We start from the raw sequence: 26,009 nt of genomic DNA on the forward strand, positions 1-26,009 counted from the left end.
CATATAGCGGTTTTGCTGCCGTTCCCGGCAGTTCGTGGACAAGTCTACTCCTACATTGCGTATATCCGGGCGGGTTGGGGCAGTCCCCTTGCATTGTGGACTGCCCTCTGCCCGCGTTCTATTTTTCGGCTATGTCATCCTTTTCCCAACCGCCGCCCAGCGCCAGGAACAGATTGATCTGCCCCATCGCCACTTCGGTGTTGGCTTCAGCCATCTGAGCGCGCACGTCGGTATAGGTGCGGGTTGCTTGCAGGTCGGCCAGGAACGAGGCGCGTCCGGCCTGGTAGAAGCGGTGGGTCTGGTCAGCGGCTTCTTTGGCAGATTGCTCGGCTTCCTTGAGTGCATCGCGGCGGTCGAGCAGGGCGGTGTATTGCGCCAGCCCGGTCTGGGTTTCGCGAATGGCGTTGAGCACCACACCGTCAAACCGTGCCAAGGCTGCCTGGGCCGAAGCTTCGGCCTGGTGGATGCGCGCGCGGGACCCGTTGGACGGAACCGTCCAGTTCAGCAGCGGGCCGAAGCCCCAGCGATTGGCGGCCGGTTTGCCGAGGTTCTCGATGAGGCCGGTGGTGCCGATGCTTGCGCCGATACTGATGTCCGGATAAAGCTCCCCGGTGGCAACCCCGATCTCGGCTGTGGACATTGCCAGATGCCGCTCGGCCTGACGCACGTCGGGGCGGCGTTTGAGCAGGGCAGCACCGTCGCCCACCGGCATGACCTGCGCAATATGCGGTAGCGCGTTGCAAGTGCTGACCCCGGTGGGCAATTGATCGACGGGCTTGGCCAGCAGCATCGACAGGCGGAACATCGCAGCCTGGCGGCGAGCCTCGTAACGGGGCATTTCAGCGCGCAACGATTTGAACTGGGTCTGCGAGCGCGTGACCTGAGTTTCATCGCCGCGCCCGGCATCGCGCAGGCGCCGGTTGAGGGTCAGGCTCTGTTGTTGCAGATCAAGCGACTCGCGGGCGATGTCGAGCTCTTCATTGGCCGCGCAAATCTGCGTGTAGGCACGCACGACATCGGCAACCACAGTGATACGCGCGGTATCGACCGCTGCCTGATTGGCATCGACATTGGCCTGTGCCGCCTCGATGCCGCGCTGCAAGGTGCCGAACAGATCGAACTGGTACGAAGTGGTCAGGCCGATATCACCCACATTGGACACAGGTACTTTATCGGTCAGCAGATACGCTTCGCCGGATTCCTGAGCGCGCTGTGCGCCGATCTTTGCGCCGCTGGTGAAACCACCCGCCGCTTCGGCTTCGGCGTTCTGATAGCGTGAGCGTTGCAGATTGGCCGCGGCAACACGCAAGTCGGTATTGGACGCCATCGCCTGGCGCACCAACTGGTCTAGGCGCGGGTCCTGGTACAAGCGCCACCAGTGCGCCGGCACGGGTGCTGAAACGGCATTGACCGAACGGCCCGCCAGTTCACCCTGCAAATCCGGGCGATTGATCGCGCCGTCCTGCGGCACCTGATAATCCGGCCCGACCATCTGGCACGCTGACAGCAGGGTGCCGAAACTTATCGCCGTCAGGCGTGCAGCGCGTTTCATTGCACTGCCTCCTGAGTGTCTTCGATGATCGAAACTGTCGCGGTACGCCCCGCGATCATGCGGAAATTGGCAGGCACATCGTCGAAGGCGATCCGCACTGGAATACGCTGCGCCAGCCTGACCCAGCTGAATGCCGGATTGACGTTGGGCAGCAGGTTCGAGCCGCTGGAACGGTCGCGATCTTCGATGCCGGCAACGATGCTCACCACGTGGCCGGTCAGCCGTGCGTTGTCGCCAATCACGCGGATGTCCACGCCCTGGCCGACATGTATGCCGTCCAGCTTGGTCTCTTCGAAGTAACCATCGATGTGGAACGAAGCCGAATCGACCACCGACAGCACGGGACGCCCGGCGCTGACAAACTCATGTTCGCGAGGCGCACGATCATTAAGGTAGCCGTCCACCGGGCTGCGAATCACCGAGCGATCCAGGTTCAGTTGCGCCGCATCCACAGCCACCCGCGCTTCGCCCAGCGCCGAAAGCGCGCGGGCCTCGCGGGACTGGCTTTCCTCAAGTTGCTCACGCGCTACCAGATTGCCCAGGCCGCGGTTACGCTTGTTCTCGCGACGTGCCTGCTCCCAGGTTTCCTGACGCTCTGCGACGGTGGCCTGAGCCTGCCGCAGAGACAGCCGAAAGCGGTCCTGATCAATGGTGAACAGCACCTGACCCTTGTGCACCGGCTGATTGTCTGTGACCTCGACCTTCTGAATCAGGCCGGACACGTCAGGCGCGATCTGCACGATGTCGGCGCGAATGTGGCCGTCCCTCGTCCACGGCGCGTACATGTAATACATCACCATCCGCCACACCACGACGGTAGCAAGGGCGACAACCAGCAGAGTCAGGACCACGCGGCCCAGTGTCAGTATCGGTTTTTTCATGTCATCAGGTATCGACTTAGAGTATCCACGGCGCCGAGCAGCAAAGCGTATAGACCTACGTTGAACAAAGCCCGGTGCCAGACCAGGCGGTAGAAGTGGGCGCGCGTCAGCACCGCATGCACCCCGAGAAACAGCAGATAGGCAATGCCCATAATTGCCAGGAACGTGGGAATGAAGATCCCGCTGATGTCCAGATCACCGATCACAGGGGCGCTCCATCAATGTTGTGCGGCAGTTGCTCGGTCATTTCGCCTGCAACGGTGACGATTTCCACGCCTGGCAACAACGCCAGGCGCAGGCCGCTGAGCGCGTGCAGCAGGTGGACGCGGGCAGGGTTATCGCCCATCTCCTGATCAGTCAGTGCGCGGCGCGTGCGATCCATCGCCATCAACAGGCCGCGCGGCGCAGGCAGCCGCTCACCGGCCTTTTTGCACTGCCGGAAATAGCCACCGACTTCCTCGATTACCTGACGCAACAACACCTGGGCTGCAGGCGTGGCGCGTCGGGTGTAGGCGATCAGGTCCAGCATGTTCAGCGCGACTCGCAGTTCTCGCAGAGCAATGCCAGTGTCCTGCGCGGTCAGCGTCAGGCGCGGCAGTTGCTGCATCAGGCGGTCGAGCATCTGCACGCCCATGCGCCGGTGTTCGGCCAGTGACGACTCTTCGCTGAGGCTGGCGATGTCGCGCCAACTGAAGCGGGTCAGGCGTTTGGCTGCCAGTTCGACACCGAACGGGCGAAATACCAGCGTCCAGATGAAGGCAAACAACAACCCCGCGGGGCCTGCCAGGTTGGAGTTGAGGAAGTTCATGAAGTCCGCGTCGTAGGCGCTCTGGATGCTGATGAAGGACGATGTGTTGACGATGGTCAGCAGCGTGCCGAGAAAGAACCGCGGTTGCACGGTCAGGGTGCCGACGCAAATGAACGGCACGGCGAAAGCCAGCACCAGCATCGGGAAGTCATGCAGGTTGGGCAGCACCACGAACAGATAAAGGCTGGCAAACACCACCGACAGCAGGGTCCAGAAAAAGAACCGGTAGATCTGCGGGGCCGGGTCGTCCATCGCTGCGAAGAAGCTGCACGATACTGCTGCCAGCGCCACGGCGCTGGCGCCGTCTTTCCAGCCGAGCAGAATCCACAGCACCGACGCGGCAATGATTGCCAGCACTGTCGAGGCCACCGAATAAAGCATCAGGCCGCGGTCTAGAAACGGCGTCAAACGGCCCAGCCGCCAGTGGCGATACGCAGCGCGCCATTGCGATTGATCGTCGGTCTTGATGGCGTATTGCAGCGTCCGGCAGTCCTGCCACAGGTCAATCCACTCACTCAGGCGAAACAGCGTATTGGAGAGCAGCAGCTGATCGCGATCATCCAGTTGTGCGGAGTCCGGTTGCAAACGCTCCAGCTCGCGGTGCAGTTGCTGCCATTGTTCATGCTGCGGGCCGTCTGCGGTGCTTTTCAACCAATCGCAGGTGCGCTGCAACAGCGGCAAGAGGCTGGCCAGAAGTTCGGGCGTGCGCCGCTCCAGTGCCCACAAGGCGTCATCCAGTGCGTCGATGACCGGCAACAGATGAATCATCCTGCCGCGCAGCTCATTGGCGTTGCGCACGGTTTGTTTGCGTGCACCTTCATGGCTCAACTGGCCGATCATCATTTCCAGCGAGTTGAAACTGCCGACCATCGAGTTGCGCAGGGTGCCGATTTCCTCGGCCTGACAGGTGCGGCTGATGAAGCGCTCGCTGTAGGTTGCGGCGTCGCTGAACCACTTTTCCGTCGTGGCCTGAAACACTGGCGCCAGACGGCGTGGCCAGAACATTGCGCCGACGACCGCCGCGCAGATGATGCCGAGGAAGATTTCTTCGGTGCGTGACACCGCGATGTCGAACACCGCCTGCGGGTTGTCGACCACCGGCAGTGAAATCAGCGGCATGGTGTAGCCCGCCAGCATCAGCGCGTAACTGTTCGCTGTGCGCAGATGCAGGGAAAGAAACAGCAGCGTGCCGGTCCACAAGCCGACCACGATGGCCAGCAGCAGGGGCGTCTGCACGAACGTCGGCACCAGCAACACTGAGGCCGCCGCACCTGCCAGTGTACCGGCGGCGCGGTACAGCGCCTTGGAGCTGGTCGGACCCACGAAAGGGCTGGATACAATGTACACGGTGGCCATCGCCCAGTATGGGCGGGGCATTTCCATCAGCAGCGCGATGTACAGCGCAAGCATGGAAGCGCCGAACGTGCGCACACCGTAGAACCAGTCGCGAGCCGGTGGCACGCTGGAGAAAAAACCTTTCAAGCCTGGACTCCCTGTTCACGCTGCGCCGCTTCGGCAAATGCCTGCAACACACGCAACGTGGCCTCAAGGTCGGCAGGTTGCAGGCCCTCAAGCACCTCGGCACGTAGCCGTGTCAGCTCTTCTTCAATCGCCCCCGCCAGTGCGCGGCCCTTGTCGGTCAGGCTCAAAGCCTTGGCGCGACGGTCGTGAGGATCTTCGCTGCGGCAGACAATCCCTGCCTTGCACAGTTGATCAAGCAAGCGGACCAGCGTCGGGCTTTCCATTCCTGCGGCCTGCGCGACTTTGACCTGGTGCGCGCCGTCGCCCAGACGCGCGATGGCCAGCAACGGCCCTGCGCACGCTTCGGAAATGCCATAGGTGACCAGCGTGTTCTGGCAGATGCGTCGCCATTGGCGAGATGCGGCTACCAGGCCACTGCTGATTGCCCTGTGCAGGGGATCGACGGACATAAAGACACCGGGAATTTAGTTAGGAGCAATATTGTTAGTGAGGATATTAATAGGATGCTAACTAATATCCCGTAACAACTGCTTACAGTCAACCCGGAGGTGACCCAACGGAAATCTTTGTTGAATTGCTCTGGACGAGAGGACGTTTTGAACAAGCGCAGTGTTCAAAAAAGACGGCTTTGTCAGCTCCAGGCTCTGGAAGTTCATCTTGGTCGAAAATAATCGCTACCGTTCGTCGGTAATTGGCGCCGGCCCACGCATTTTTTGCGGCCATTCATTCAAAAAAATGACGCCACATTCAGTGACCTTTTCTCAGATTTATTAACGTCTGCAGCTGATAGGTGGCAAAGCGCTATAACTTTAATTTTGATATCGGAATATTGGCATTGGCGGTTTTTAGGCATTTTATTGGCGCCAAGACGTTGTCGCTCCTGTTTAAAAATTGAACGACAAGGCCGATAGTCTGTATGAACGCAACGGGCCAGCACGCCCGTTCCAGAGCCATCCTGCTAGTGCGCAACGCGTACCCTGCGAGCAATCCATGATCGACCTTGCCACCTGGAACCTTTCCGTCCCTACCGGAAGTCCTGCAACCATCATCGAAACCCCGAAATTGATGAAAGGCTATCGGGATGGTTACTTTCAGTCCGGAGATACTCTGTTTTTCTGGGCGCCGGTGACCGGTTCGACGACGGAAAACGCCAAGTTCCCGCGTTCTGAGCTGCGTGAGACTACGGCTGACGGCAGGGTCTTCAACTGGGCTTACTCCAGCGCCGACAACTTTCTGCGCGCCACGCTGGAAGTTGACCAGGTGCCTTCCAGTGGCAAGATCGTGATCGGTCAGATCCACTGCTATCAGAGCACCGAGCCGTTGCTGAAAGTGGAGTATCAGTACAAGGAGAAACTGAAGACCGGCAATATCGTCGCCAAGTTTCGACGTACGCCGGACGCGGAAATCGAGGTGGTCATCATTGCCCAGGGTGTGCCGCTCGATCAGCAGTTCAGCTACACCATCAACCTGACGCCAAGCGGTGACCTGACCGTCAATGCCTTCAACGCTGTCTGGTACGCCAAGCTCGATTCAGCCTGGGCCAGCAAGCTGTTCTACTTCAAAGCGGGGGTCTACACCCAAGACAATACGGGCTACACCACCGAGGGTGGCTCGGCCACTTTTTACAAGCTGGCGATTGCCCACGAGAAGAAGAACTGAGCTTTTCGGAGCGGATTCAGGCCGCCGGGAAGATCAGACTGAAGCAGATTCTGCCGGCGGCGGGTTGCGCGACTTCGACCCGGCCGCCGTGCAGTTGCATGATCGCCGTGACGATTGCCAACCCCAGACCATTGGAGTCCGAGCTCTCATGACGCGAGGCGTCGCCACGATAAAAGCGGTCGAACAGCCTGGCGAGCGTCGCGTCCGAGAGCACCGGCCCGTTGTTTTCTACCTCTATCCTCCAGCACCTGTCCACAGCGGCAACCCGCATCAGGATCTCGCTGTTTTCGTCGGCATAGCGAATCGCGTTGGCCACCAGATTGCTCATGGCCCGGCGCAACAGAATAGGGTCGGCCAGCAGTGTGCCGGTTCCGGACGTGATCAGTCGCAGGTTGCGCTCTTCTGCCAGTCCTTCGAAATAGCCCGCCACCCGTTGCAACTCATCGTGCAGGTCGAGTGACTGACGCTCCAGCGCGGCCTGAGCCTCATCGGCACGTGCTAGGAACAGAATGCTTTCCACCAGCCGGGAAATACGCTCGAGTTCTTCCAGGTTGGAAGCCAGCAGTGCCTGATATTCGTCCACGCTGCGGTTCTGGCGCAGGGCGACCTGACAGTGACCCATCAACGAGCCGACCGGTGTGCGTATTTCGTGGGCCAGGTCGGCAGAAAACTGCATCAGACGTCGATAACCGTCGTCCAGTCGGTCAAGCATGGCATTGAAGGCGTCACTCAATTGCTGCAACTCGACGGGCGTGTCCCGGCTGTCGAGGCGCTTGTGCAGGCTGGCCGGGGTTATTGCCGCCGCGTGAGTGGCCATCCGGCGCAACGGCCGCAGACCGCGTCGCAACAAGACATAACCAAGCGCGGCAGTGATCAGGAACGCCAGCGTGACGGCGATGTAAATGCTCTGGCGAAAGCTGGCAAGCATGGCCATTTCTTTGACCATCAAATGCGCGGCCTGCAGGCGCACTTCAACACCATTGGACATCACCTGCGCCGCCGCTGCGCGCAAAGGCACGCCTTGCAGGCTCATCCCGCTGCGCAGATCATCGACCCGCAGTGGCTGGTCCTGCGCAACAGTCGGCAAATCCGGCAAGGGCGCATGTTGCGGGTTGACTGAAATCACTGGTGACTTGCCTGGTTCGCCGATGATGAAAATATCTTCTTCGCTGTCGAGCATGTTTTCGAACAGTTGCGGGCTGCCTTTGAGGTTGTCCATGCTCAGGTCGTAGCGCAGCAGTTTGCGGAAATGGTCGAGTCGCGCCAGCACGGCGTGGTCGCTACGTTGCAACACTGTCTGTTCAATGGACTGATAGAGATAGAACCCCGCGCCGCTGACTGTAAGCATCGCCACCAGTGCGAACGCCAGGGTCGAACGCAGTGTCAGGGAAGGTTGGCGTCGCATGGCCGTACCTCGCACACATAACCGATGCCACGCACCGTATGGATGAGTTTGACCGGGTAGGGCAGGTCGATCTTGCTGCGCAGGCGTTTGATGGCAACGTCCACAACGTTGGTGTCGCTGTCGAAATTCATGTCCCAGACTTCCGAGGCAATCTGCGCGCGGGACATCACGTCACCTTCGCGGCGCAACAACAGGTGTAGCAGGGCGAATTCCTTGTTGGTCAGCACAATGACCTGCTGTTGACGCGTCACGCGGCGGCGCAGCAGATCAAGCTCAAGATCGGCCAGATGAAAATGATCGGCTTCGCGCACCACTCCGCGGCGCAGGATGGTGCGGATGCGCAGCAGCAGTTCGGTGAAAGAGAACGGTTTGACCAGATAGTCGTCGGCGCCCAGCTCAAGACCGCGAATGCGGTCCTGCAACTGATCGCGTGCGGTCAGGAACAGCACCGGCACGTCCTGCCTGGCGCGCAAGACCTCGATGATTTGCCAGCCGTCGATACCGGGCAGCATCACGTCAAGCACGATCAGGTCGTAACGGTTTTCCAGTGCCAGATGCAGGCCGTCGGCCCCGTGCTGGGTCCAGTCGATCCGGTAGCCGGACTCGCCGAGGCCCTTCTTCAGGTACTCGCCTGTTTTGGTATCGTCTTCAATAAGCAGGATATGCATCGTTTTGTCCGCTACGCTTTTGCAGGCGCCCTCGGTGCGCCGATGCCGGAGTCTAACCAGTTGCCGACAAGGTGTCCGGCGAATGACAAAAATGTCATTGCCCGGTCATTCTGCGGTGCCGGTAACGGTGCAAGGATGGCTCTCAGACCTCAACTGCCAAGGAAGTATTGATGAAGACTGCACTCTCCACCACGTTTGGCCTGCTGTTGCTCAGCGCCGCTGTCATGACTCAAGCCGCCGACATGCCGGTGGTCAAGCCGATGCGCGGGACCGTCGACAGCCTGCAGGCCGACACCTTGAATTTCACCACCCGTGCGGGCCAGCACCAAAGCATTCAGTTGACCGACAAGACCGGCATCCGCCTGGTGTCCAAGGCTGACCTGGAATCGATCAAGGCTGACAGTTTTGTCGGTTCGGCAGCCATTCCCCAGGCTGACGGCACATTGAAAGCGCTGGAAGTCACCGTTTTTGAACCAAGCCTGAAAGGCAGTGGTGAAGGCCATTACGGCTGGGAAAATGCCGACGGCACGACCGGCACCATGACCAACGGCACTGTTGGCACACTGTCCAAAGCCAATGGCCGCACCCTGACTGTTCAATACAAGGGGGGCGAGAAGCAGCTGGTTGTGCCGGAAGACGTGCCGATTGCTTATGTCGAGCCAGGTCAGCGCAGCGAGCTGAAAGCCGGTGCCAAGGTTGTGCTGTTCCCGGCTGACGACGGCAAGTCGGCACGCGGTGTCGCAGTTGGCAAGGACGGCTTTACTCCGCCTATGTAATTGCTGCCGACAGCGTCACGGCAGGCGGCTCTGGTCGCCTGCCCGCGCACAGTGCGGCTATGCCTGATTCAGAAGGATCTCGACATGAAAACCCGCCCCATTCATCCGTGGCCGGTACGTTTGACTCATTGGGTCAACGCAGTGGGCATGGTCTGCATGTTCATGAGCGGTTGGGCCATTTACAACGCATCGCCGCTGATGCCGTTCACATTTCCCAAGTTTCTGACTCTCGGCGGCTGGCTGGGCGGCTCCATTGCCTGGCACTTCGCGGTGATGTGGCTGTTGGTCATCAACGGCCTGGTTTATGTGCTGTATAGCGTGTTCAGTCGCCATTTCAAGCGTGATCTGCTGCCGGTCAGTCCTTCGCAGGTAAAGCGTGACATGAGTGATGCGCTGCACTTTCGCCTGGCTCACGTCAAAGGTCAGTACAACGCCGTGCAGCGCTTGATGTACTGGCTAGTGCTGATCATGGGTGTGCTGGTAGTGGTGTCCGGTCTGGCAATCTGGAAGCCGGTGCAATTTCAGGGGCTGGTTGCTCTGCTGGGCGGTTTCGATTTTGCTCGCTGGGTGCATTTTGGCGCCATGACAGCCATTGGCGCGTTCGTAATCGTGCATCTGCTGCTGGTTATGCTGGTGCCCAGCACCTTGTTACCGATGATTACCGGCGGCCGTCAGCCGAACGAAGATGGAGCTGCCAAGCCATGAACGAACCTCGCAAACGCGTCACACAGCGCATCCGTCTGGAACCTGCGCAGCAAAGCCAGCTGATTGATATTCAACGACGTTCTTTTCTGCGTGCCGGGCTGACCGTGGGCGCCATGTCGATGCTAACCGGCTGCAACCTGCAGGACGGTGACCAGGTGGACAAGGTGCTGTGGGCCATGTCGCGCTGGAATGACCGGGTTCAGGCCTGGCTGTTCAACGGTCAGAAACTGGCCCCAACCTACAGCAAGGCGCAATTGACCAATCCGTTTCCGTTCAATGCGTTTTACCCCGAGTACAACGTGCCCGAGCTGGAGCTTGCCGACTATCGGCTGGCGGTGTCCGGACTGGTCCGTGACAAACAACCGTGGACGCTGGATGCGCTGCGCAAACTGCCGCAACGCACCGACATTACCCGATTGATCTGTATCGAAGGCTGGAGCGCGATAGGTCAGTGGGGCGGCGTACCGCTGAAGACGTTCCTGGAATACATCGGCGCTGATACCACGGCACGTTTCGTCGGTTTCAAGTGCGCCGATCGCTATTACTCGAGCCTGGATATGCCCACCGCACTGCACCCGCAGACCTTGCTGGCGCTGGATTTCGGAGAAGTTGCCCTGCCTCCGGACTACGGCTATCCGCTGCGTGTGCGGGTGCCGACCAAACTGGGCTTCAAGAACCCCAAGCACATCGTCGAGATCTTCGTCAGCAACGAAAACCCCGGCGGGTACTGGGAGGATCAGGGCTATAACTGGTTCAGCGGGATCTAGCGGCGGGACGTGGAACTCATTGTTCCTCACCCTAGCGTGGGAATGCCTGCCGTAACGCTCTGCGTCACACTCAGTCGCAGTGACCACGCGCACCGCAAGAGCCGCACCTTGAACAGGCGCGGCGCTTCAGATCAATTCAAACCCAGCTTGCCGCGCAGGGTGGAGAGGTCTTCTGCCAAGGTATTGACCGGGCCGATCAGGGCTTTGCGGTCGTTTTCCTTGACCTTGTCGTAAGTCTCGAACCCACCGTCCTTGGTCTTGTACTTGGCCAGGATCTTGTCAACGGTTGCGAAGTTCTTGTCGACTTTGGCGGAGAAAGCCTTGTCCTGCTGCTCTATCTGCGGACGGAACAGGTCGACGATTTTCTTCGCGCCGTCGATGTTGCCCTGGAAGTCGTACAGGTCAGTGTGGCTGTAACGATCTTCTTCGCCGGAGATCTTGGTCGCTGCGACTTCTTCCAGCAAGGCTGCCGCGCCGCCGACGACTTTTTCAGGCGGGAAAGTCAGGTCGGTAACGCGCTTTTCCAGGTCCTTGACGTCGCTCAACAGCTTGTCGGCAATAGGGCCTTGGTCCTTGGTGGTGTTTTGCGAAAACAGAGCATATTCCAGCCGATGGAAACCGGTGAAATCTTCTGCCGTTACGCCTTTTTCGTGATCATCGACGCGCGAGTCAATGGAGGCGTCCAGGTCGCTGAACAGTTCGGCAATCGGCTCGACCGACTCGTAGTAGACGCGGGTAGGGGCGTAAAGCTTTTTAGCGGTCGCAATGTCGCCTTTCTTCACGGCGTCGGTGAATTTCTGGGTATGGCTGACCAGCTCTTCGATGTTCTCGGTCACGTAAATCTTGTAATCCGAAACCGGGCCTACCAGGTCCAGCGGGGCGGTGGCGGCGAAGGCGGCCAGTGGGGTCTGAAGCAGGCCAAGTGTCAGGAGCAAAGCCAGAGGCGTCTTTTTCATAAGTGTCTTCCGGGTCAGGAGTGAATAAGTCATGCGGTTTGGCTGGACGATGCAGCCGCCAGCAACGAGCGGCCGATGAAATCCTGTTCGCCGGTCACGCCCGGCAGGGTGAAGAAATAGCCGCCGCCGACGGGCTTGAGGTATTCCTCAAGCGGCTCGCCGTTCAGGCGGCTCTGTACCGTGATAAAGCCTTTTTCCAGATCGGCCTGGTAGCAAATGAACAGCAGGCCCATGTCCAGCTGCCCGTTCTTGTTCACCCCGTTGGAGTAATTGAACGGACGGCGCAGGATCAGGTTGCGCTGTGTCTCGGCAGTACGCGGGTTGGCCAGACGGATGTGCGAGTCCAGTCGGGTTTTCTTGCCCTCCGGGTCAGCCGCGTAATTCGGCACGTCGGTCTCGACCTTGCCGTCCATGGGCGCACCGGTATTTTTACTGCGGCCAAAGATCGATTCCTGTTCCTGCAGCGGCGTGCGGTCCCAGCGTTCGACGAAGTTGCGAATGATGCGCACCGCCTGATAACTGCCATTGGCTGCCCAGGCCGGTTCGCCGCTGCCGGGTTGCACCCAGACCAGCTCGTCCATGGTCTTCTGGTTATTGGAGTCCGGGTTCGCCGAGCCGTCCCGGAAGCCCAGAAAGTTGCGCGCGCTTTCAGGAGGCTGGCCAGGTTTTTTCGGTGCCTGAGGCGGCACGGTGCCTTCCTGTTTCCAGCGAACCAGCAGCAGGTCGGGCAGGTTCTTGACGATGTCGCGCAGGGCGTGGATGTTGCTGTCGGCGGTGTTGGCGCAGAACTGAATGCTCAGATCTCCGTGGCAATTGGCCGGGTCCAGCGCATCGTTGGGGAAACCGGTCATGCGGCTCAGGCGCGCGGGTTTGACTGACGCGAGGCCGAAGCGCTCATCGAACAGTGATTCCCCCACCGATACCGTGATGGTCAGGTTATCCGGCGTCACCACCGGGCCTAGTATTCCCGAGTCCAGTGGCGGCAGTTTCGGATCGACTTCCGCTACCGGTCCGCCGGTCATCAGGAACGCGATGCGCTCGTTGAGTGTGCGGAACAGGCGCTCGAGATCTTCCCGGTCGGCGGCCAGCACATCGAACGCCACCAGCATGCCGGATGCCGGGCGCGGGTTTACGATGCCGGTCTGATGAATGCCGTGGAACGTGTTGTGGTCCTGCGTCTTTTCGCTGTTCGGCGCTTCGGTGACTTGCGCTGGTGCAGCGGCCAGTACGTTGCCGCTCAGGCTGCTGCCAGCCAGCGCGGCACCGGCGGCACCAAGCCCCATCAGGACACGGCGACGCTGAATCGATGCAGGGGCGTTATTCGTGTCTGGATTGTTGTCTGGGTTTTTCATCGTGGTGTGCTGTGCTCCAGTGGATCAGAGGTCAGAAAGGCCGAGTGCCGAGTCGATGCCGTTGATTGCGTCGGCCACTGCCGCCGCCTTGGCCGCAATTTGCTGGCGTTGCGCCGTGGTCACCTGCTCGTAAGACCGGTAACCGTCGGCGGTGCGGAGCGCTTTCAGCGAGGTGTCCAGGTCGGCGGTGGCTACGTCGATTTTCTGCAACATGTCGCCAGCGCTACGAATCAGCAGAGGGCGCAGCAGATCGACGATCTTGCGCGTACCTTCCAGGTTGGCGGCGAAACCGTTCAGGTCGCTGTGGCTGTAACGTTCTTCCTCGCCGTTGCTGCGCACGTCTGACAGGCTGCGCATCGTGCGGACGGCAATATCGGCGAGCTGCTCGGGTTGCAGCGACTGCGCCATCAGTTGTTGCTTGAGCTGGGTGACGTCGTTTTGCAGGCGTGATGCCACGGGTGACAGGCCGTCGACAGTGCGTTGTTCGAACAGCGCGTATTCGATGCGGTGGAAGCCGGTGAAGCCGGGATCCTGCTCACGCTTCTCGTAATAATCGGCGCGAGCGTTGATCGCATTGTCCAGCTCCGAAAAGCGCTGCGCGGCAGGAGCAATGCGCTGATACGCGGTGCGAGCCGGCAGATAGGCCGCCTGCGCGGCGCTCAGGTCGCCAGCGTCGATGGCCTGTTGCAAGGCAATGACGGCTTTGATGAGCGCTGATCCCTGCAGGCTCAGGTACACCCGGTACTCGGAAAGCGGCCCGATGAATGCGGTCATTGAAGGGCGCGCTCTGGCTTTGGCATCGGACTCGGCGGTCGGTGTGACATGCAGGGTGCCGCGCGGGTTGCTGAGCAGGCCGCAGGTGATTGCGTAATCGCCCGGTGCCAGGTTGGCATTGATTACCTGGCTCAGGCCCGGTGCAATATTTTCCCGCTCCTCGATCACCAGCACGCCATCGAGAATTTCCCATTCGACGGCCCGTTCAGAGCTGTTGACGATGCGAAAAGCGTTGTTGCCCGCCGCCACGGTCAGGGCGTTTGGCTCGCAGTTGTGCGCATGAATGTTGACCACTGTTTCAGTGCCAGCATTGGCGGCCCGCTTTTTGGCGGCCACCTGCGAGGCGTAATAGAACAATCCGCCTGCGGCAAACATCAGAATCACCGAGCCGGCCACTGCCAATCGCAGGACACGGGGCGGCCGGGCTTTCTCGGAAAGCCCTGAGGGACGGTTAGACATAGGTGCCCTTATTTGTTCGTAACAGAAGATGGGTGCGGCTGTACTGCCCTGGCTGCTTTCGGGCTGTGTGGCATAAAAAACAGTACCAGCGCGCCGATCAGGTAAATCAGATAGACACTCAGCGTGCTGACCGTCGGCGCATCCTGATAACCGAACATGCCTGCGAGTACCGAGCCGGCAGGCCCGTCCATCGGCAGCAGCGCACTGATGTCGAAGACCACGCCTTGCAGGTGATTCCAGACGCCCGCTTCATGCAGCGCCTGCACCGAGTTGGCAAGAATGCCCGCGGCCACCACGAGTATGAACAGCCCGGTCCAGCGGAAAAACAGGCTCAGGTTGAGGCGCATGCTGCCGCTGTAGATCGCTACGCCGAAACCCACCGCCAGCAGCAGGCCGAGCAGGGCACCCAGTGGTGCGCTCGAGCCTTCGCTCTGCTGGAACACAGCTAGCAGAAAGAATACGGTTTCCAGCCCTTCACGGGCCACGGCGAAGAACACCATGGCGATCAGTGCGTAGGTCTGGTTTTTCGAGCCGGTGAGGGCGGCGTCCAGGGATTCATGCAACGCATGCTTGATCGAACGCGCCACTTTACGCATCCAGAAAACCATCGAGCTGAGGATGCCCACGGCGATCAGGCCGACAATGCCCTCGAACAATTCCTGCTGCTTCTGCGGAAACTCGGCGCTCATCAACTCCAGCCCGCCACCGACGAATAGCGAAAGCGCAGCCGCCAGGAACACGCCGATCCACACCGCAGGCATCCACTCGCCACGACCGGTCTGTTTCAGGTAACTGGCGATAATGCCAACAATGAGCGCAGCTTCGATGCCTTCGCGCAGCATGATCAAAAACGGAACGAGCATATCCCACCGGGTTCAGGATTGAAGGGTGCAGGTGTTTCGATGAGCAAACAGCCTGAAACACTGCGTAACATAATGATACTCATTCTTGAATGCGGATAGTTGTTTTTTGTCCGCTTCAGATTTTTGTCAGGCCGTTCAGGCGAGGTTCAGCTGCTCGTTGCTCGAGGTTTGAACTTTTTTCTGGTGCTTTGAACGCTCAGCGATCATGTTGAACACCACGCAAAATGAGGATGGGTTTTTGAATTGCCAGACCCGGCCACTTCAATATTGGAAGTCATGATGTCATCTCAACTCGAGAACTCCGGTCGCGATCTTGTGCCGCAGAATTGCCAGACCGAGGTGCCACACGCCCAGGCTGTTGAGTCGCTCAGCGCTATCGACAGGCGGTGGCAAATGCTGATCGATCACGTCGGTCCCTGTCTGCATCCAGTGACGGCGGCCGAGGATCCGTTTCAGGCGCTGGTCAAGGCAGTAGCCTACCAGCAACTTCACGCCAGGGCGGGCGACGCGATGCTCATGCGGCTGCGCGGGCTGTTTCCGGGTGTCGGCTTTCCGGACGCGCAGGCATTGGTCGATCTGGACGAGCAGGCATTGCGGTCCTGCGGCTTTTCGGCATCCAAATGCCGTGCGATCAAGGCGATTGCAGCTGCGCGATCAGACGACCGTGTGCCTGACGTCAGCGCTGCGCTGGCGATGACTAATGATGAACTCGTCGAGCGGCTCATTCAGTTGCCGGGGGTAGGGCGCTGGACGGTGGAGATGATGCTCATCTATGGGCTTGGTCAGATGGACGTCATGCCTGCCAGCGACTTCGGCGTGTGTGAAGGCTACAGGCGCCTGTACGCACTTGAACTCAAGCCGGGCCATGGGGAAATGCGTCGGCTTGGTGAAGACTTTGCGCCTTACCGTACGATTGCTGCCTGGTATCTGTGGCGCGTACCGATCGGTTTTGGCACAAGCGGCTGATCTCGAATTTGAAAGCAAGCATCGGAGTGTCTGACAGCCCTGACCGGGATAGGCTTGGCGAAACTCTGGGCGAGGTCACAAGATGGACAGCATAAAGTGGACTGACACAGCACATGCCCTGCGCACGGAAGACGATCCACGCTGGGACATTCTGCTCAAGCGGCGCTCTGGCGTCAGTGCGGATTTCGTTTACGGCGTATTGACCACGGGTATCTACTGCAAGCCTGGCAGCCCGACCAGGCTTCCGCGTCCAGAAAACGTGGTGTTTTTTGACACCGCGAGCGAGGCCGAAGTCGCCGGTTTTCGTCCGTCGAGGCGCAGCGGCAGCGATCAGCAAGCGATCGAGCTCAAACGCGCTAATGCCGTTTCCGAAGCCTGCAGATTGCTGGACATCGCCGTAGCAATGCCCAATCTGACCGAGCTTGCCGAACAGGTCGGCATGAGCGCTTTTCATTTTCACAGGGTGTTCAAAAGGCTGACCGGGTTGACACCAAAGGCCTATGGGCAGGCGGCGATGCGCTCGCGTCTGAAGGCCCGGCTGGCCGATGATACGACGATCACCCGTGCGCTCTACGAAGCGGGCTACAACTCCAACAGTCGTTTCTATGATGCTTCGCAGAATATGCTCGGCATGAAACCTTCCGAATACCGTGCAGGCGGCGCCAATGTCGATATCAGGTTCGCCTTGGGTGAGAGCTCGCTGGGTTCGATTCTGGTGGCGACCAGCAGCAAAGGTATCTGCGCCATTTCGCTCGGAGATGATCCCGACGTGCTGATCGAAGGTTTTCAGGACCGGTTCCCAAACGCCAACCTTATCGGTGCAGACCCGGAGTTCGAAGCGCTGGTTGCCAAGGTCGTGGGCTTTGTACAATCGCCGGCCACCGGCCTTGCGCTGCCGCTGGACATTCGTGGCACGGTGTTTCAGGAACGGGTATGGCAGGCACTGAGGGGCATACCTGCCGGATCTACCGTCACTTACACGAAGATCGCCACGCAGATAGGTATGCCCAGCGCTGTTCGTGCTGTGGCCAACGCTTGTGGTGCCAACACGCTTGCCGTGGCCATTCCCTGCCATCGCGTGGTGCGCAGTGACGGATCGTTGTCCGGCTATCGCTGGGGTGTGGAGCGCAAGCGCAAGCTGCTCGAAATCGAGTCTGGCGAAGGGGCAGGGTTGTTTTCAGGGCTTTGAACAGCAGCCCAGTTCATCCAGAATCCGATAAGCCAGCCTTACCCGTTGTTCGTTCGGATAGTTCTTGTTGGCCAGTATCACAAAGCCGAGCTGTTTTTCCGGAATGAACGCCACATAACCGCCAAAACCGTTGGTTGATCCGGTCTTGTTGATCCAGGCGGCTGGCTGCGGTGCCTGTGGAGGTTCGATAGCTTCAGCCTTCAGCGTCGTAAGCATTGCGCTGGCGTTGCCCGTAAGCAGTTGTTCCAGATGGACCGGCATTGAATACTGTTCCCAGATCAGGTCCTGGGTCATGCTTGCGACGCGAAAATAACCGGTCTGTGTGTCGCTCAGGGCACGACGCAAACGGGCGTCGTATTGACCCGTTCCGATATTAGCTTCGACAAAACGGATCATGTCGCGGCTGCTCGATTTCACACCGTAGGCTTCTGCTGCCAGTGGGCCTGGGCTGACCCGGGCCGGTTCGTCGAGTTTGTTGTAGCCCTGCGCATAAAACCCCTGTTTTTCATCAGGCACGTTGACGTAGGTACTGTTCAGGCCCAGCGCCGGGAACAGGCGTTGTTGCAGGGCCTTTTCGTACGGCAGGTGCATGCTCCGCGCCGCGATCATGCCAAGCAGGCCCACGCTGGGGTTGGCATAGGTGCGATGGGTGCCCGGCAGGTATTCAGGCTGCCAGGCCTTGAGCCAGGCCATCAACTGGTCGGTGTCATGCACGTGCTCGGGCACCTGAAGCGGGAAACCTCCTGCGGTGTGTGTAGCCAGGTGGAAGACCGGTATTTTGCCCAGGCGTGTCTCGCCCAACTGCGGTATGTAAGTAGCAATGCTCTGCGTCAGTGACAACTGCCCGTTGGCCTGCGCCCAGCTGGCCAGCGTTGCGGTGAAGGTCTTGCTGATCGAGCCGAGTTCGAACAGTGTATCGCTGGACACCGGCTGGCCAGTGGCTTTCGAGGCCACGCCATAATTGTAGAACTGCTGTTCGCCGTTACGAGTGATGGCGATGGACAGACCCGCAATGTTGTTTTCCTGCATGACGTTGCGCGCTTCTGTCTGCACCAGCGCGTCAAACGCAGCCGGGTCTTGCCCGGCAAAAGCCACCGAGTTGACCAGCAGAAGTCCTGTGCAGAACAGCGTCCCATTCCATTGCATTCGATAGTTCCTTGTTGTTTTGGGGGTATGCCGATCATCAGGCGGGGGGCTGAGGGCCTCTCTGCGGTGGTCGGTCGTCAAAGGTTTGCGTAATATGCCCCCTTTTTTGCGCTTCCTCCACGGAACGCGGCTCAGGTAAATCATGAAAACTATCCGTATGCGCGCCGAAGTTCTGGCCGGGCTCACCACATCGTTCGCTCTGGTGCCCGAGTGCATCGCCTTTGCGCTGGTTGCCCATCTCAATCCACTGATGGGGCTGTATGGCGCGTTCATCATTTGTACGCTGACCGCTTTATTTGGCGGCAGACCGGGAATGGTGTCAGGTGCCGCAGGCTCGATGGCCGTGGTAATCGTGGCGCTGGTGGTGCAGCAGGGCGTGCAGTATCTGTTGGCTACCGTGCTGCTGGGTGGCCTGATCATGATTCTGTTCGGGCTGTTGCGGCTGGGCAAACTGGTGAGGCTGGTGCCTTATCCGGTGATGCTGGGTTTCGTCAACGGTCTGGCCATCGTCATCGCGATGGCGCAACTGGAACACTTCAAGGTCGGTGAATCGTGGCTCAGCGGTACGCCGCTGTACGTAATGCTCGGGCTGGTGGTGCTGACCATGGCAATCGTCTACCTGCTGCCACGCGTGACCCGCGTCGCGCCGCCGGCGCTGGTGGCGATCCTCAGCGTCGGGCTGGCGGTGTACCTGCTTGGCCTGCCAACCCGTACCTTGGGCGACATGGCGCATATCGCTGGTGGCTTGCCTGCATTTGCCTTGCCGGACATCCCGTGGAATCTGGAGACCCTGCGCATCATTGCGCCTTACGCCATCCTGATGGCGCTGGTCGGCCTGCTGGAAACCCTGCTGACCCTGAACCTTACCGACGAAATTACCGAAACCCGGGGTTACCCGGACCGCGAGTGTGTGGCGCTGGGCGCTGCCAACATGGTGTCCGGAGCATTTGGCGGCATGGGTGGCTGCGCGATGATCGGTCAGACCGTCATCAACCTCAGTTCCGGTGGGCGCGGGCGGGTTTCCGGGGTGGTTGCGGGCTTGATGATCCTGATGTTCGTGTTGTTCCTGTCGCCGCTGATCGAGCGTATTCCGCTGGCGGCGCTTGTGGGCGTGATGTTTGTGGTCGCTCAGCAAACCTTCGCTTGGGCGTCGCTGCGCGTGCTGCGCAAGGTGCCGCTCAACGACGTGCTGGCAATTATCGCGGTGACGGTGGTCACAGTACTGACCGATCTGGCCACCGCCGTGGTGTTCGGGATCATCATCGCCGCGATCAACTTCGCCTGGCAGCAGGCCCGCGAGCTTTATGCCGACAGCCATGTCGAGGCAGACGGCAGCAAGGTCTACCACCTGCACGGCACGTTGTTCTTTGCTTCCACCACACCCTTCCTTGACCAGTTCAACCCGGCTGAAGACCCGGCGCAAGTGACGCTGGACTGTCGTCACCTGAGCTTTGTCGATTACTCGGCAATCGCGGCGCTCAAGACCTTGCGTGAACGCTACGCCAAGACCGGCAAGCACTTGCGTGTGGTGCATCTGTCCGAGCGTTGCAAACGATTGCTCAAGCGCGCAGGTGTACAGCACGCTTGATTGATATCGCCAGGCCTTGTCTCGTATAGGCTGAATATCAACCTCTGAACCAAAGGTGTTTGCCTGATGGATGCTGTCTCTCCGCTGGATGCTTACCAACGTGCGGTCCAGCGTGGTTTTCAGTCTGATCAGGCGCAGTTGCGGGCTGTGCAGCAGTTGCAGGCGTGTTATCTGGCGCTGACCGAGTCTCGCGGTAAAGCGCAGGGTGTGTACCTGTGGGGGCCGGTCGGGCGCGGCAAGACCTGGTTGATGGACCGCTTTTTCGAGAGCCTGAGTGTACCGGCAAGGCGTCAGCATTTTCATCACTTCATGCGTTGGGTGCACAAGCGCATGTTTGAACTGATGGGTACGCCTCAGCCGCTGACAGTGGTCGCCAAAGAGCTGGCGCGGGACGTGCGGGTGATGTGCTTCGACGAGCTGTTTGTGACCGACATAGGTGACGCGGTAATCCTTGGCGGGCTGTTGCAGGTGATGTTCGAACAGGGCGTGGTACTGGTCTGTACCTCCAACCAGCCACCGGAGCAGCTTTACAGCCACGGCCATAACCGTGAGCGTTTCCTGCCCGCCGTCGCGGCTATCCAGAAGTACATGAATGTTGTGGCAGTGGACGGTGGCGAAGACCATCGCCTGCACCCCGGCCAGTTGCACCAGCGTTATTGGGTCTTCGAAGCGGGTCGACTGAGTGCTTTGCAGGGGATATTCGAAACCCTGAGCGCCGGCCAGCCGGTGCACGACTCGCAGGTCATGCTCGGTTATCGCAGCATCAACGTGGTTCAGCACTCCGATACGGCGGTGTGGTGCCGCTATCGCGACCTCTGCGAACAACCGCTGGCGGCGATGGATTTCATCGCGCTGTGCGATCGCTTTTCAGTGATTCTGCTCAGTGAGGTGCCGGTACTGGGCGCGGCACAACGCGAGGCGAAGATTGCGCGAGGCACCGAGGATGGCGTGGAGCAGGTGACGGCGGGGGATCGTGAGTTGCCACAATTGTCGCCTAACGACGATGGCGTACGACGCTTCATCGCGCTGGTGGACGAGTGCTACGACCGGCGCATTCCGCTGTATGTCGAAGCGCCGGTGCCGATGGACGAACTGTACACCCAGGGTTATCTGTCATTCGCGTTCCGACGCACCCTGAGCCGGTTGCAGGAAATGCAGCTGGAGCGCTTCACCGAGTCGTGACGGTCAGGATGCATCCCGACGACGCTGGGCCAGCATGTGTTTGGCGCCTTCGATCATCAAAACCACGACCGCCAGCCAGATCGGCAGGTAAGTCAGCCATTCATCGCGCCCGATGCTTTCGCCCAGCAGCAGGGCAACCCCGACCAGCAGGATCGGCTCGACATAGCTGAGCAGCCCGAACAGGCTGAACGGCAGCAGGCGACTGGCGAGAATATAGCTGACCAGTGCCGAGGCGCTGATTACCCCTAGCAGCGGGATCAGCAGATACAACAACGGTGTCTGCTGGATAGCTTGTGGTTGACCATTGCTGATGAACCACAGACCGATGGGCAGCATCAGCAGCATGTCGAACCACAGGCCGCCCAGATGATCGATCTTGAGCTTGCGCCGCAGCACGAAGTACAGCGGATAGCCGCCTGCAACCAGCAGGGTTTCCCAGGAAAAACTGCCCAGCCGCCACAATTCATGGGTAACCCCGACCATTGCGAACACGGCAGCGACCTTCTGCAGGTACGAGAGGTGCTCGCCGTACACCACCCGGCCGGTGAGAATCATGCTCAACGGCAGCAGAAAATAACCCAGCGACACCTCCAGACTGCGCCCATGTAGCGGCGCCCACATGAAGATCAGCAGTTGTGCGCCGAGCAGCAGCGAAGACAGCAGCAGCCCGAAGAACAGCAACGGTTGCTGCCTGAGCCGGACAGCCACATCGCGGACTCGTCGCCAGTCACCGCTGACCAGCATGAACAGGGTCGCGCACGGTACGGTGAGCAGCATGCGCCAGCCGAAAATCTCTTCGCCGTCGAGAGGCTTCATTAACGACGTATAGAAATACATGACCCCGAACAGCACGGAAGCCAGAACCGACAGCACGACACCTTTGTACACAACGTCCTCCGCAACGGCTCATTCAAGCTTTTGCACCTGTCTGGTGCGCGCGTCGACCAGTCTACTGGCCTGATGTGCAAAAAGCTGCACATCAAACTGCGGTGGTTGTACGCTTGCCGGTCTTTATCACGATAAGGCGGATTTTTACGGACCAGGTCGACACAGCGATGGAACGTGCCCCATTCAAGCGCATCAGACGTTTTGGTTAATCGATCAGCTTTGCTAGGCTGTCGCGCTGGCTGGCGCGATTCTGTCCGGTAATCACAAGGAGCATGCATGACCTCATTCAGCACCGCAGCCCAGGACGCCAAGGCTCGGGCGGAACAGTCTTCTACGCGTATCGCGTTTTTCATTGCCGGGTTCAGTGTGGCGTCATGGGCGCCGCTGGTGCCTTACGTCAAACAACGCATGGGCCTTGATGAGGGCACGCTCGGGCTCTTGTTGTTGTGTCTTGGTGTGGGCTCGATCATTTCAATGCCGCTGGCGGGCGCACTGGCAGCGCGGTTCGGCTGTCGACGATTGCTGGTCTGCTCGACGCTACTGATCTGTCTGTGCCTGCCACTGCTGGCGACGATATCCAGCCTGCCGCTGCTGATAGCGACGCTGTTTCTGTTCGGCGCAAGCATGGGCGGGGTCGACTGTACCGCCAACGTTCAGGCGGTGATCGTCGAGCGCAACAGCGGCAAGACCATGATGTCGGGGTTTCATGGGCTGTTCAGCCTTGGCGGTATTGTCGGCGCTGCTGGTGTCGCCGGCTTGCTCAGTCTGGGGATCTCGCCGTTCGCTGCGATGTTGATAGTCGTGCTGCTGACGCTACTTGCGCTGGCGAAAGCAGCTCCGAATCTGTTGCCCTACGGCAGCTCGTCTGACGGACCCGCCTTTGCGATCCCGCGGGGTGTGGTGCTGTTCATCGGGCTGCTGTGTTTCACTGTGTTCCTGGCCGAAGGTGCGATGCTCGACTGGAGCGCGGTGTTCCTGACCTCGTTGCGTGGCGTCGAAGCCTCTTATGCCGGATTGGGTTATGCCGTGTTCGCTGCAACCATGACGCTGGGGCGGCTGTTTGGCGATGCGGTCGTGAAACGGGTGGGTTCAAATCGGGTGATCATTCTGGGCGGCCTTTGCGCAGCGGCGGGGCTGGCCGTCGCTACGTTGATTCCGGTCTGGCAGGCAGCGTTGCTGGGCTATGCGCTGGTTGGCGCCGGCTGCTCGAACATCGTACCAGTGTGCTACAGCGCCGCCGGTCGGCAGAAGACCATGCCTGAAAGCGTGGCGATCCCGGCGATTACAACAGTGGGCTACGCCGGGATTCTGATCGGTCCGGCCGCCATCGGTTTTATCGCCCACATCAGCAGCCTTGAACTGGCGTTCATGGTCGTTGCCGTAATGCTCCTGGGCGTGGCCTTCGGGGGCAGCAAGCTGCGCACCTGAACGCTGCTACAGCCTGCGCGCCATACCCGAGACCCGGATCGAACTGCCGATCTGCTCGGGGATCTCGGCGCGCAGACGCGATGGGCTGCCCATGTCTTCACCTTGCAGGATGTCGATCAGCCCGCCGTGCGGCCAGCCTATATCGCGCAGATAACCACCCAGCGCAGCCGTGGCCGCTCCAGTGGCAGGGTCTTCATACACGCCGCCGAATGCAAATGGGTTGCGGGTATGAAACATCTGATCAGTCTCCGCCCAAGCCAGCAGAATCGTCGCCCAGCCTTCACGCGCCATCAGCTCGCGGCCGGCCTGTTGGTCGTAGTGCATGGCCTTGAGCGCTGCCCGACTGTTCAGTGCCAGGAGTAGATGCCCGGCACCGCCATTTACATGTGCGGGAGGGATGCGCTCATCCAGATCGCTATGCGTATAGCCGAACAGCATCAGCGCTTCTTCCAGCAGCTGCGCGCTGATCGGTTTGCTGGATGTCGCCGGTGATTGCAATGCTGCCGAGGTCAGTGAACCCCGAGCATGACCTTCGACTGTAATCTGCGCCTGATTGAGCGTCAGGTTAAACACACCGTCGCCTTGCTGCGCCGCCAGTGCTGCACCTAGCGCAATGGTGGCATGGCCGCAGAACGGCACTTCGGCCAACGGCGAGAAATAGCGCACCCGCCAGCCGTTTTCGAGCGGGACAGCAAAAACGGTTTCGGAAAAACCGACCTCAGCAGCGATCTGCTGCATGCGCGCCTCATCAGGCAGCGAGGCACCAAGCCATACACCCGCCGGATTACCACCCTGATCGCCATCGCTGAACGCGGCCAGTCTGAGTATTTCGTTTGTCATGGGTTCGGGTCCTTGCCGTGCTCAGGTGTGAACAGTGTGCTACGCAGGTGTGTGGGGAATCCAGTGAGAAAGGCGGGCAGGGTGCGCAAACTCTTCCTGTCAAAGCCCCTCACATCTGGCCATCCGCCGCTCTACCAGGCGCTCGCGCAGTGTGTCGTAGCCCCAGTTGAACAACAGGGTATAAGGCAGAAACATCAGCAGCAGGCCGATATCCAGCCAGAATGCCTGCATCAGGCTGATCGACAGCCACCATGCGGCCAGCGGCACGACAGCCAGAATAAGCCCGGCTTCGAAGCCCGCTGCGTGCAGGATGCGAGTGGTCAGGGTCATGGTGAATCCGTGGGTGCAGCGCAAGCGGTCGAACAGGGCGTTGTAGGTCATGTTCCAGAGCATGGCGATGGTGGAGATCATCACCGTCATGATGCCCATCATTGCCAACGAGTGGTCCATGAGCCAGGCCAGCAGCGGCGCGACCAGAATCACACCACCGACCTCGAACAACGTGGCATGCAGCGCACGCTCACGGATGGATTTACTGGGGCCGGAGGGCTGCTGACCTGTGTGATGTTTGCTGTGACTCATGATCGGGCTTCCCTTGTGTTCGTTCACGGCAGCATTATCATCGGCCTTTGCGTTAATCTGAAAATCATTGCCATCGGGAAAACCGATAAGAGACAGTCATGAGCTATTCACCTGAGGCGCTGGAAGCCTTTGTCCAGATCGCGGCGCTGGGGTCATTCAGCGCTGCCGCCAGGCGTCTGGGCAAGAGTCAATCGACCATCAGTGAAGCGATCGCCCGCCTGGAGATCGATCTGGGGCTGGAGTTGTTCGATCGCTCATCGCGGCAACCGGTGCTTACCGATGCCGGGAGAGTGATGCTTGGTCGTGTCGACGACCTGCTGTGCGCCTCGGACCGGCTGCGACGTGCGGCTGCGCGACTGGCTGCGGGCGTCGAGCCTCGGTTGACGCTGGTGCTGTCCGATGCCAACCAGTTCGCCGATTTCGAGCGACTGATGACCGAGCTTGACGAACGCTTTCCAGAGCTGGAAATGGAGTGTGTGTTTGCCGAACATGGTGATGCGATCAGTCTGGTGCAGTCGGGCAGGGCATCCCTTGGGCTGCTTTCGGCACAAGCCAGCTACCCACCTGAAATCGGTCATGCCACCATCGATGAAAGTGCTGACTTCGGCTTGTTCGTGTCGCATGGACATCCGCTTGCCGCGCTTGAGCGGGTCGACTATCAGCAACTGGCGCGCTATCGCGCATTGCGCCTCAACACGCTGGTCGAGCACAGTATTCCTACCGACGATCTGCCCACCAGCGGCCACCGTCACTGGTCAGCGCCCAATTACCTGCTGCTGATGGACATGGCCGCTTTCGGTTTCGGCTGGTCGGCTTTGCCGCGCTGGCTGGTGTCACGTTATTCGGGCGGGCTGCTGAAGGAACTGAAGGTCTCGGGTTGGCCGCGACGTTCGGCGGTCGACATTATCTGGTCATTCGAGCGCAGCCTGGGGCCGGCCGGGGCGTGGTTGCTAGACTCATTGGTACCGTTTGCGGGGGAGTGAGGCGGGAACACGACTGGCTATATTGGTCTGGTTTCATCGATAAAATTCGGAATGGTCTGACAGACCCTTATAAGTGTCTCCTTTACTGTCGTCACCCCCCGGCTTAAGGC

General features: G+C 59.8%; 25 protein-coding genes. 10 read left to right on the top strand and 15 right to left on the bottom strand.

The genetic code is table 11. The annotated features are described in order from the left end of the window. Positions 1 to 118: 118 nt before the first annotated feature. From I9H09_RS09845 to I9H09_RS09865, 5 genes are read right to left on the bottom strand one after another with little or no spacing between them, the layout of a single operon-like run. On the bottom strand, positions 119 to 1,552 hold the full coding sequence (locus I9H09_RS09845; protein ID WP_122347512.1) for an efflux transporter outer membrane subunit: 1,434 nt from the start codon (positions 1,550 to 1,552) through the stop codon (positions 119 to 121). After that, complete coding sequence (locus tag I9H09_RS09850; protein WP_005890324.1) at positions 1,549 to 2,433, bottom strand: efflux RND transporter periplasmic adaptor subunit; 885 nt, start codon at positions 2,431 to 2,433, stop codon at positions 1,549 to 1,551. The genes I9H09_RS09845 and I9H09_RS09850 overlap by 4 nt, the downstream gene beginning before the upstream one ends. Beyond that, positions 2,430 to 2,639, bottom strand: a complete 210-nt coding sequence (locus I9H09_RS09855; RefSeq protein ID WP_024671092.1) for a DUF1656 domain-containing protein — start codon at positions 2,637 to 2,639, stop codon at positions 2,430 to 2,432. Before I9H09_RS09855 ends, I9H09_RS09850 begins: the two co-directional genes overlap by 4 nt. Further along, the gene (locus I9H09_RS09860; protein WP_183142483.1) at positions 2,636 to 4,723 is read right to left on the bottom strand and encodes an FUSC family protein; all 2,088 of its coding nucleotides are present in this window, start codon (positions 4,721 to 4,723) and stop codon (positions 2,636 to 2,638) included. Before I9H09_RS09860 ends, I9H09_RS09855 begins: the two co-directional genes overlap by 4 nt. Beyond that, entirely contained in the window at positions 4,720 to 5,172 is a 453-nt protein-coding gene (locus tag I9H09_RS09865) for a MarR family winged helix-turn-helix transcriptional regulator (RefSeq protein ID WP_005890329.1), read from the bottom strand. The genes I9H09_RS09860 and I9H09_RS09865 overlap by 4 nt, the downstream gene beginning before the upstream one ends. Before the next feature lie 541 nt (positions 5,173 to 5,713). Between I9H09_RS09865 and I9H09_RS09870 the strand changes: the two genes are divergently transcribed. After that, positions 5,714 to 6,382, top strand: a complete 669-nt coding sequence (locus I9H09_RS09870) for a polysaccharide lyase family 7 protein (protein WP_005890333.1) — start codon at positions 5,714 to 5,716, stop codon at positions 6,380 to 6,382. 16 nt (positions 6,383 to 6,398) lie between these two features. Here I9H09_RS09870 and I9H09_RS09875 read toward each other — a convergent pair whose 3' ends face one another. Together I9H09_RS09875 and I9H09_RS09880 are read right to left on the bottom strand one after the other, a co-directional pair. After that, complete coding sequence (locus tag I9H09_RS09875; protein WP_024689598.1) at positions 6,399 to 7,787, bottom strand: heavy metal sensor histidine kinase; 1,389 nt, start codon at positions 7,785 to 7,787, stop codon at positions 6,399 to 6,401. After that, a complete protein-coding gene (locus tag I9H09_RS09880; protein ID WP_122324704.1) occupies positions 7,766 to 8,455 on the bottom strand; it encodes a heavy metal response regulator transcription factor in 690 nt (229 codons plus the stop codon). The genes I9H09_RS09875 and I9H09_RS09880 overlap by 22 nt, the downstream gene beginning before the upstream one ends. A gap of 170 nt (positions 8,456 to 8,625) precedes the next feature. Between I9H09_RS09880 and I9H09_RS09885 the strand changes: the two genes are divergently transcribed. The 3 genes from I9H09_RS09885 to I9H09_RS09895 all read left to right on the top strand — a co-directional run bounded on the left by I9H09_RS09885 (position 8,626) and on the right by I9H09_RS09895 (position 10,703). Then, positions 8,626 to 9,231 (top strand): hypothetical protein, encoded by a 606-nt coding sequence (locus I9H09_RS09885; RefSeq protein WP_007251187.1) that lies wholly within the window; start codon positions 8,626 to 8,628, stop codon positions 9,229 to 9,231. Positions 9,232 to 9,315: 84 nt separating this feature from the next. Continuing rightward, a complete protein-coding gene (locus I9H09_RS09890; RefSeq protein ID WP_024689596.1) occupies positions 9,316 to 9,936 on the top strand; it encodes a cytochrome b/b6 domain-containing protein in 621 nt (206 codons plus the stop codon). Then, the gene (locus I9H09_RS09895; RefSeq protein ID WP_005890341.1) at positions 9,933 to 10,703 is read left to right on the top strand and encodes a molybdopterin-dependent oxidoreductase; all 771 of its coding nucleotides are present in this window, start codon (positions 9,933 to 9,935) and stop codon (positions 10,701 to 10,703) included. The genes I9H09_RS09890 and I9H09_RS09895 overlap by 4 nt, the downstream gene beginning before the upstream one ends. A 131-nt stretch (positions 10,704 to 10,834) precedes the next feature. Here I9H09_RS09895 and efeO (I9H09_RS09900) read toward each other — a convergent pair whose 3' ends face one another. Genes efeO (I9H09_RS09900) through efeU form a run of 4 tightly spaced genes read right to left on the bottom strand, consistent with a single transcriptional unit; the run spans position 10,835 to position 15,107 of the window. Next, positions 10,835 to 11,659, bottom strand: a complete 825-nt coding sequence (efeO, locus tag I9H09_RS09900; RefSeq protein WP_005890343.1) for an iron uptake system protein EfeO — start codon at positions 11,657 to 11,659, stop codon at positions 10,835 to 10,837. A gap of 29 nt (positions 11,660 to 11,688) precedes the next feature. Continuing rightward, positions 11,689 to 13,011, bottom strand: a complete 1,323-nt coding sequence (gene efeB, locus I9H09_RS09905) for an iron uptake transporter deferrochelatase/peroxidase subunit (RefSeq protein WP_122325047.1) — start codon at positions 13,009 to 13,011, stop codon at positions 11,689 to 11,691. Positions 13,012 to 13,035: 24 nt separating this feature from the next. Then, a complete protein-coding gene (efeO, locus tag I9H09_RS09910) occupies positions 13,036 to 14,244 on the bottom strand; it encodes an iron uptake system protein EfeO (protein WP_122325048.1) in 1,209 nt (402 codons plus the stop codon). A gap of 8 nt (positions 14,245 to 14,252) precedes the next feature. Further along, positions 14,253 to 15,107 (bottom strand): iron uptake transporter permease EfeU, encoded by an 855-nt coding sequence (gene efeU / locus I9H09_RS09915; protein WP_053479644.1) that lies wholly within the window; start codon positions 15,105 to 15,107, stop codon positions 14,253 to 14,255. A 393-nt stretch (positions 15,108 to 15,500) separates the two neighbouring features. On the opposite strand from efeU, the gene I9H09_RS09920 reads away from it, so the two are divergent. Beyond that, positions 15,501 to 16,073 (top strand): DNA-3-methyladenine glycosylase family protein, encoded by a 573-nt coding sequence (locus tag I9H09_RS09920; protein ID WP_183142484.1) that lies wholly within the window; start codon positions 15,501 to 15,503, stop codon positions 16,071 to 16,073. 82 nt (positions 16,074 to 16,155) lie between these two features. Continuing rightward, positions 16,156 to 17,262, top strand: a complete 1,107-nt coding sequence (gene ada, locus I9H09_RS09925) for a bifunctional DNA-binding transcriptional regulator/O6-methylguanine-DNA methyltransferase Ada (protein WP_122325049.1) — start codon at positions 16,156 to 16,158, stop codon at positions 17,260 to 17,262. Here ada and ampC read toward each other — a convergent pair. Then, the gene (gene ampC / locus I9H09_RS09930; protein ID WP_122347515.1) at positions 17,251 to 18,408 is read right to left on the bottom strand and encodes a class C beta-lactamase; all 1,158 of its coding nucleotides are present in this window, start codon (positions 18,406 to 18,408) and stop codon (positions 17,251 to 17,253) included. The genes ada and ampC overlap by 12 nt on opposite strands. 142 nt (positions 18,409 to 18,550) lie before the next feature. On the opposite strand from ampC, the gene I9H09_RS09935 reads away from it, so the two are divergent. After that, positions 18,551 to 19,996, top strand: coding sequence for a SulP family inorganic anion transporter (locus tag I9H09_RS09935; protein WP_122347516.1), 1,446 nt, complete (start codon positions 18,551 to 18,553; stop codon positions 19,994 to 19,996). A gap of 66 nt (positions 19,997 to 20,062) precedes the next feature. Next, positions 20,063 to 21,178 (top strand): cell division protein ZapE, encoded by a 1,116-nt coding sequence (gene zapE / locus I9H09_RS09940; protein WP_024671081.1) that lies wholly within the window; start codon positions 20,063 to 20,065, stop codon positions 21,176 to 21,178. A gap of 3 nt (positions 21,179 to 21,181) precedes the next feature. Here the strand turns inward: zapE and rarD are convergent, their stop codons facing one another. Continuing rightward, the gene (gene rarD, locus I9H09_RS09945; protein ID WP_122347057.1) at positions 21,182 to 22,066 is read right to left on the bottom strand and encodes an EamA family transporter RarD; all 885 of its coding nucleotides are present in this window, start codon (positions 22,064 to 22,066) and stop codon (positions 21,182 to 21,184) included. A 276-nt stretch (positions 22,067 to 22,342) separates the two neighbouring features. Between rarD and I9H09_RS09950 the strand changes: the two genes are divergently transcribed. Continuing rightward, the gene (locus I9H09_RS09950; protein WP_024689589.1) at positions 22,343 to 23,494 is read left to right on the top strand and encodes an MFS transporter; all 1,152 of its coding nucleotides are present in this window, start codon (positions 22,343 to 22,345) and stop codon (positions 23,492 to 23,494) included. Between the two features lie 6 nt (positions 23,495 to 23,500). On the opposite strand, the gene I9H09_RS09955 is transcribed toward I9H09_RS09950, so the two are convergent. Next, positions 23,501 to 24,334 carry a PhzF family phenazine biosynthesis protein gene (locus tag I9H09_RS09955; RefSeq protein ID WP_122325052.1) on the bottom strand — a complete coding sequence of 278 codons (834 nt, stop codon included), beginning with the start codon at positions 24,332 to 24,334 and terminating at the stop codon, positions 23,501 to 23,503. Between the two features lie 99 nt (positions 24,335 to 24,433). Then, positions 24,434 to 24,916, bottom strand: coding sequence for a multidrug/biocide efflux PACE transporter (locus tag I9H09_RS09960; protein ID WP_122325053.1), 483 nt, complete (start codon positions 24,914 to 24,916; stop codon positions 24,434 to 24,436). A 98-nt stretch (positions 24,917 to 25,014) separates the two neighbouring features. Between I9H09_RS09960 and I9H09_RS09965 the strand changes: the two genes are divergently transcribed. Beyond that, a complete protein-coding gene (locus I9H09_RS09965; RefSeq protein WP_024671077.1) occupies positions 25,015 to 25,899 on the top strand; it encodes a LysR family transcriptional regulator in 885 nt (294 codons plus the stop codon). Positions 25,900 to 26,009 lie beyond the last annotated feature (110 nt).

It is taken from the genome of Pseudomonas tremae (assembly GCF_023278125.1).
In the GTDB taxonomy this organism is placed as follows: domain Bacteria; phylum Pseudomonadota; class Gammaproteobacteria; order Pseudomonadales; family Pseudomonadaceae; genus Aquipseudomonas; species Aquipseudomonas tremae.